At 57.9% G+C, this 5,801-nt stretch carries 6 protein-coding genes; 2 read left to right on the top strand and 4 right to left on the bottom strand.

Going from position 1 to position 5,801, the window contains the following annotated elements:
* The 3 genes from ABYP39_RS16885 to ABYP39_RS16875 form a co-directional block, all read right to left on the bottom strand.
* The coding region (locus tag ABYP39_RS16885) for an N-acetylmuramoyl-L-alanine amidase (protein ID WP_372783739.1) at window positions 1-1,130 on the bottom strand (1,130 nt) is incomplete at its 3' end.
* Window positions 1,130-1,588, bottom strand: coding sequence for a tRNA (adenosine(37)-N6)-threonylcarbamoyltransferase complex ATPase subunit type 1 TsaE (gene tsaE, locus ABYP39_RS16880; RefSeq protein ID WP_372758715.1), 459 nt, complete (start codon window positions 1,586-1,588; stop codon window positions 1,130-1,132). The genes tsaE and ABYP39_RS16885, both read right to left, overlap by 1 nt.
* Window positions 1,588-3,075, bottom strand: a complete 1,488-nt coding sequence (locus ABYP39_RS16875) for an NAD(P)H-hydrate dehydratase (protein ID WP_372783737.1) — start codon at window positions 3,073-3,075, stop codon at window positions 1,588-1,590. The genes tsaE and ABYP39_RS16875 overlap by 1 nt, the downstream gene beginning before the upstream one ends.
* Window positions 3,076-3,139: 64 nt before the next feature.
* On the opposite strand from ABYP39_RS16875, the gene queG reads away from it, so the two are divergent.
* Together queG and ABYP39_RS16865 are read left to right on the top strand one after the other, a co-directional pair.
* On the top strand, window positions 3,140-4,204 hold the full coding sequence (queG, locus tag ABYP39_RS16870; protein WP_372783741.1) for a tRNA epoxyqueuosine(34) reductase QueG: 1,065 nt from the start codon (window positions 3,140-3,142) through the stop codon (window positions 4,202-4,204).
* Between the two features lie 46 nt (window positions 4,205-4,250).
* A complete protein-coding gene (locus ABYP39_RS16865) occupies window positions 4,251-4,787 on the top strand; it encodes a prepilin-type N-terminal cleavage/methylation domain-containing protein (RefSeq protein ID WP_372783735.1) in 537 nt (178 codons plus the stop codon).
* Window positions 4,788-4,854: 67 nt separating this feature from the next.
* Here the strand turns inward: ABYP39_RS16865 and ABYP39_RS16860 are convergent, their stop codons facing one another.
* On the bottom strand, window positions 4,855-5,616 hold the full coding sequence (locus ABYP39_RS16860; RefSeq protein ID WP_372783733.1) for a DUF4124 domain-containing protein: 762 nt from the start codon (window positions 5,614-5,616) through the stop codon (window positions 4,855-4,857).
* Between the last annotated feature and the right edge of the window lie 185 nt (window positions 5,617-5,801).

The raw sequence follows: 5,801 nt of genomic DNA, 5'->3' as shown, positions 1-5,801 counted from the left end.
TCGGGCGGTGGGCTGCGCTTGAAGTGGTTGTCGATGCCGTTGAAGATGGCCCGCGCCATTTTTGCCCGATACCAGTTGGTTGCCAGATTCTTGGCTTCGCCGGGGTTGGAGATAAACCCTGTTTCCACCAAGATGGAGGGGATATCGGGGGATTTCAGCACAGCGAAGGCGGCTTGTTCCACCCGGCGGCTGTGCAGTTTTGACATCTGCCCCATCTCGCTCAAAACATTGCTGCCAATTCTGAGGCTGGCGTCCAGGCTGGCGGTCATGGACAGGTCGGTCAGTACACCGGCGAGAATGTCGTCTTTATCTGACAGGCTTACCCCGCCCACCAAGTCTGAATCATTCTCCGTTCTCGCCAGAAAAGCCGCCGAGGCGCTGGTGGCGCCGCGCTGGGATAGGGCGTAGACCGAGCTGCCTGACGCTTTGGCGTTGGTGAACGCGTCAGCATGCACGGAGACAAACAGGTCTGCCTGCATTTTCCGAGCGATATCCCGGCGTTGGCGCAGGCCGACATAGTAGTCGCCGGTGCGCACGAGCTCGGCCTTGTAACCCTTGGTGGTGTTGAACAGCCGTTGTAATTCCTTGGCGATCTCCAGTACCACATGTTTTTCATAGAGACGACCGGGGCCAATAGCGCCGGGATCTTCACCGCCGTGGCCGGCGTCGATGGCTATCACGACGGGGCGCCGGTCGCTGGTGATGTCCACCGCTTTTTTAACGGTTCGGGCCTGCTTTTCCTTTTCGTGGAAGTCGATTACCAGACGATCGTGCAGTTCGCCGCTGGCTTTGAGCATGAAGCTGCGCACTTTGACCTGCTGGCTCAGGTCGAACACCACGCGTAGGTCGCCCCCATTACGCACGCCGTGCCGCATTCGGCTCACTGGGGTGTCCTGGAAGTCGAGGTTGGATGGCAGCTTTTTCAGGTTGGTCTTCTGGATGTCGACCACCAGACGCTCTGGATCGTTAAGCTGAAATACCTGGTAGTCGGCCGGGCGGCTTAAATCGAAAACGACTCGGGTGTGATCGGGGGCTCGCCATAAGCGCACGTCGCGTACGTCGGCAGCAAAGCTCGCCGCACTCATGACAAATGCAATGAAGAGAACCAGCAGGCTATACGTTTTTTTCATTATCTCTCGTCTGCCTGATAGCGTTGAGCAATGCGCTCACCGAGTGCCGATGCTGATTCAATCTGCAGTGTGCGTGCGCTGCCATCGGTTTCAATCCTAACCCGTATGTCGGGGGTAGGCAAAACTCCGACGCCACGTTCTGGCCACTCGATCAGGCAAATGCTGTGGTTGCCAATATAATCGCGAATTCCCATATATTCGAGTTCTTCCGGATCGCCCAATCGGTAAAGGTCAAAATGATAGATAAGACCCGCCGACAACTCGTAAGGTTCCACCAGTGTGTAGGTTGGACTTTTAACCGCTCCTGAATAGCGAAAAGCGCGGAGGAAACCGCGACAAAACGTGGTTTTGCCCGCGCCAAGGTCGCCCTCAAGAAATAACACGGTGCCTGGCTGGGCCGCATGGCCAAGGCGCTCGCCGGCGGCGACAGTGGCGGCTTCATTAGCAAGATACTGCATCACGGATTCAGCACATTCCTTAAGTGGTCGATAACGTCGCTGGCCAGCAGGCCGCGCTCTCCGTTTTGTGCCGCAAGGTCGGCGGCAGCACCATGGGCGCAGGCTGCAAGACAAGTTGCCTCGCCTGGGCTTAGCTGTTGGGCCAGCAGCGCGCCTATTACGCCGCTGAGCACATCGCCCATACCGCCGCTGGCCATGCCCGGGTTGCCGTAGTTGCACACAGCAATGCCCTGGCTGTCGGCGATGACCGTGCCGGCACCCTTCAGCAGCACGGTGGCGCCGGTTTGCAGGTGCAGATCTTGCGCCGCTGCAAAGCGGTCGCGTTGAACTGTAGTGCTGGCTACATCAAGCAGCCGTCCGGCTTCGCCCGGATGTGGCGTGATCACGGTAGGCACATTGCGCGCCAGCGTCGGTTTGGGTCCGAGCAGGTTGAGTGCATCGGCGTCGAGCACGATTGGCTTCTTAAAAGTCAGAGTGCGCGTGAGGAGCATGCGCCCCCAATCATTCTGGCCGAGGCCGGGGCCAATAACGACCACGCTGGCTCTGGCCAGCAACGGCTCGAGCTGTGCTGGCGCTTCAACCGCGTGCACCATGACTTCCGGCCGGTTCGCCAGCAGGGCGGTGGTGTGTTCGCCGCGTGTTGCGCAGCTGATCAAGCCGGCACCACAGCGCGCTGCCGCCGCGGCGGCCAGCATAATCGCACCGCCCATGCCGTGGTCCCCCCCGACAATCAACACATGGCCAAAATGTCCTTTGTGAGCGCTGCGGGCACGGGCGGGCAACGCGCTGAGACAATCGTCCAGTCGTAAATGTCGGGCAGCCGGGACCTGATTTTGGTAGGCAGTCGAGGGAGCTTCCAGATCGCTGAAGTACAAATGGCCAACGCAGTCGGCGGCGGCGCCGGTAAACAGGCCTCGTTTTAGGCCGATAAAGCACACGGTCACGCTGGCGTGTACCGCGTCGCCGAGAATCTGACCGCTATCGGAGCACAAGCCTGAGGGCACATCCACAGCGAGCACAGGCAGCCCACTGCGATTAATGGCGCCAATGGCGTCGGCGAAGCGCGGTCGCACCTCGCCCTGGAGACCGGTGCCTAGCAGGCCGTCTACGATGACCCCCTTGGTTGGTTGCTCGCCCTGCCAGGCTTTCACGCTAACCCCAGCGGCGATGGCGCGTTCACGCGCGGCGAGCGCGTCTCCGCGCTGGGGAACGTCGCCAACCTGCCACAGCTGCACCTTGTAATCGCGCTCGATGGCCAGTGCCGCCAGCAGGTAGGCATCGCCGGCATTGTTGCCCTTGCCGCAAAACACCTGCAGCTCTCGGCAATCGGGCCATTGAATTTCCAATGTTGAAAGCAGGGCGCGGCTGGCTTTGAGCATCAACTGAATGCCTGGGACGCCGTGCTGTTCAATAACGCAGGCATCGAGGGCGCGGACTTGCTCGGCGGTATAGAGCGTGGTGGGAAGATTGTCGCTGCAACGAAGCATGAACACTCTCGATCTGGCAGAATGGCGCTATCTTAACGCATGCGCTATTGCCGCCACGAGCCCCATGTCTACTATTCCTCAAACAGATCTGACTCATCTGGCCGGTGCGATCCGTCGCTGGGGTGAAGAGCTGGGTTTCCAGCAAGTGGGCATCACCGATGCGGACATCGGTGTGCATGCCCAGCGGCTGAAGCAGTGGCTGGCAAAGGATTATCACGGCGAGATGACTTATATGGCGGAGCGCGCCGGGTTGCGTGCGGAGCCGGCTGCGCTGGTGCCGGACACGCTGCGGGTGATCAGCTTCCGAATGGATTACTTCCCCGATGAGCCCAATACCGGAGATCTGCTGGATCAGCCTGAGAAAGCATATATCTCCCGCTACGCCCTGGGCCGTGACTACCACAAGCTGATTCGCAAGCGACTGGCGACAATTGCCGAGCGGATAAAATCGCATGGCGGTGAGCATAGCCGCGCCTTTGTCGATAGCGCGCCGGTGTTGGAGCGGGGATTTGCAGAAAAAGCAGGGTTGGGCTGGATCGGCAAAAACAGCATGCTCATCAATCCGAAGGCGGGTTCCTGGTTTTTTCTCGGGGAAATCTACACCGATCTGCCATTGCCAGTCGATCAGCCGCAGTCGAGCCTGCACTGTGGTACCTGCACGTCCTGTCTTACGGACTGCCCTACCGGTGCCATTGTGGCGCCTTTCCAAGTAGATGCCAGGCGCTGTATTTCTTATCTGACCATTGAGCTCAAAGGTGCAATTCCGGAAGAACTGCGGCCGTTGATGGGTAACCGGGTGTTCGGATGTGACGATTGCCAGCTGGTGTGCCCGTGGAACAAGTTTTCACAACCCACGATAGAGTCAGACTTCAAACCGCGCCATCAATTGGATAGCGCAGACCTGCTGTCATTGTTCCAGTGGAGTGAAGCAGATTTTGATCGCAATACTCAGGGGTCGGCGATCCGCCGGATCGGCTACCAGCGCTGGCTTCGAAACTTGGCGGTGGCGCTGGGCAACGCGCCGAGAAATCCGGCGATTATTGCAGCGTTGCAGGCGCGTCTACCGCAGGTAGATGCCATGGTGGAGGCGCATATTCGTTGGGCTCTGGCACGGCAGCGCGAAGGCTGAGGGTGTAGTAAGCTTGGCTAATCGACAGCAGATAGCGTGGTTCAGGATGACCCCAAGTAACCCCCTCACTATTCAGCCAGTTCACCGTCGCGTCCAATGTTTTCGTGCGGCGCATCTGCGCGGTTTTACTTTGCTGGAAATGTTGGTGGTGTTGGCGGTTGTCGCCATTCTGGCAACGCTGGCGGTACCCGCCTCGGGTTACCGCACTATCCAGAAACAGGTAGTGGAATCGGTTGAGCTGGTCGATGTCTACAAGCTGCCACTGGAAGCCAGCTTACGTGCATCGGGCAAGTTTGCGCCAAATAACAAAGCGGCGGGTATGCCCGATGCAGACAAGATTATTGGTAACTATCTGCAATCGGTTACGGTAAAAAGCGGTGCGATGCATTTGACCTTCGGTCGCAAGTTTCCCGAGTCCCAGCACGGCAAGGTGTTGAGTATCAGGCCGGTTTACGTGGAGGACTCACCCGCAAGCCCGGTGTCGTGGATTTGCGGCTACGATGAAGTGCCCGCGGGAATGATAGCGGCCGGCGAAAACCGCACCGATCTGGATATCAAGTATCTGCCGCTGCGCTGCCGTTAGTCGCATAGCGGGTATCGTAAGACGCGCATAGCGAGGTCGGGAAGGAAAGTTAAGTTAAGGACACGGCCTAGCGGCTTGTATCCGAAATGGAGCGTGATACTTTCTGCAGCTGGCGCGATACCTGGCGCAAATCCTGCTGATACCGAGTGCTGCATTCCTGCCAGGTGTCCAGACGCAATCGCGCACCTTGGTCGCTGGGGTCAAAACGGGGTTCGTCACCACATGCCTGATGCATTTGTGACAGTAGCGCGCCCTGCACCCGCTCGAGACGCTCGAGCTCCGCGTGACTTTCTGTTCGGTACTCAATCAGGTCTTTTTCTCGGTTGTCGGCCCAATTCATTGCGCAGCGCAGATCTCGGATCTGTCTGATATTGTTTTCTTGGCGTTGAAATTGTTCTAGCTTCTGCCGGTTGCGGTAGCTGTCATCGCGGTATGGGTAGCGGTTGTAGCGCTGTTGATTGCGCAGCGCATCCTGGGTTTGTTTTTCCAGGGCACTGAGGCGCCGCTGCCAGCGTTTCTGGTTGCGGTTAAGCTCTTTCATGAAGCGGTCGGGTTGGCCGCTGTAGTCAATTTTATTGGGTAGCTCGATGTCGCCGCAAAACTGAATGCTACCTATTTTAGTGAGGGGCGTCATACCGTCATTGGCTCCCTCCAGCGTGATATTTTCTACCGCGGCGTCATCAACTTTCTCAGTCGGTGGAAATTGACTGAATGTTACATTGCCGTCTTCGTCGACGATTTTATAGAGTTCAGCCTGCAGTGAGAGCGCCAGGCTCGCCAACATTAGGGCTGCTGCCAGCTGATAACCTATTCTCTTCTGCTTTTTCAAAATCGCTTCCCGATTATCGGCCTCACTTTTCGTCGCTCCAACTTCTGCGCTCAGGCCCTTAATGAAAGTCTACAATACAGCATCGTTAGCTCAAGCAAAAACTACACCGAGCCCAGGTATTGAGTGTCCAGAGGACTATCTCTAAAAACAGAGCGTACGCTATCTCTGAGGCGACGACCCGGGTG

Source organism: Litorivivens sp. (genome assembly GCF_041625495.1).
Taxonomy (GTDB): domain Bacteria; phylum Pseudomonadota; class Gammaproteobacteria; order Pseudomonadales; family Spongiibacteraceae; genus Litorivivens.
Note: the sequence above shows the minus strand (reverse complement) of the source record. Positions and strands in the feature narration are given on the sequence as shown.

Bases quoted from the DNA above. Each gene is read 5' to 3' on its own strand.
- ABYP39_RS16875 (WP_372783737.1), bottom strand. From the start codon at position 3,075: ATGCTTCGTTGCAGCGACAATCTTCCCACCACGCTCTATACCGCCGAG.
- tsaE (WP_372758715.1), bottom strand. From the start codon at position 1,588: ATGCAGTATCTTGCTAATGAAGCCGCCACTGTCGCCGCCGGCGAGCGC.
- queG (WP_372783741.1), top strand. From the start codon at position 3,140: ATGTCTACTATTCCTCAAACAGATCTGACTCATCTGGCCGGTGCGATC.
- ABYP39_RS16865 (WP_372783735.1), top strand. From the start codon at position 4,251: ATGACCCCAAGTAACCCCCTCACTATTCAGCCAGTTCACCGTCGCGTC.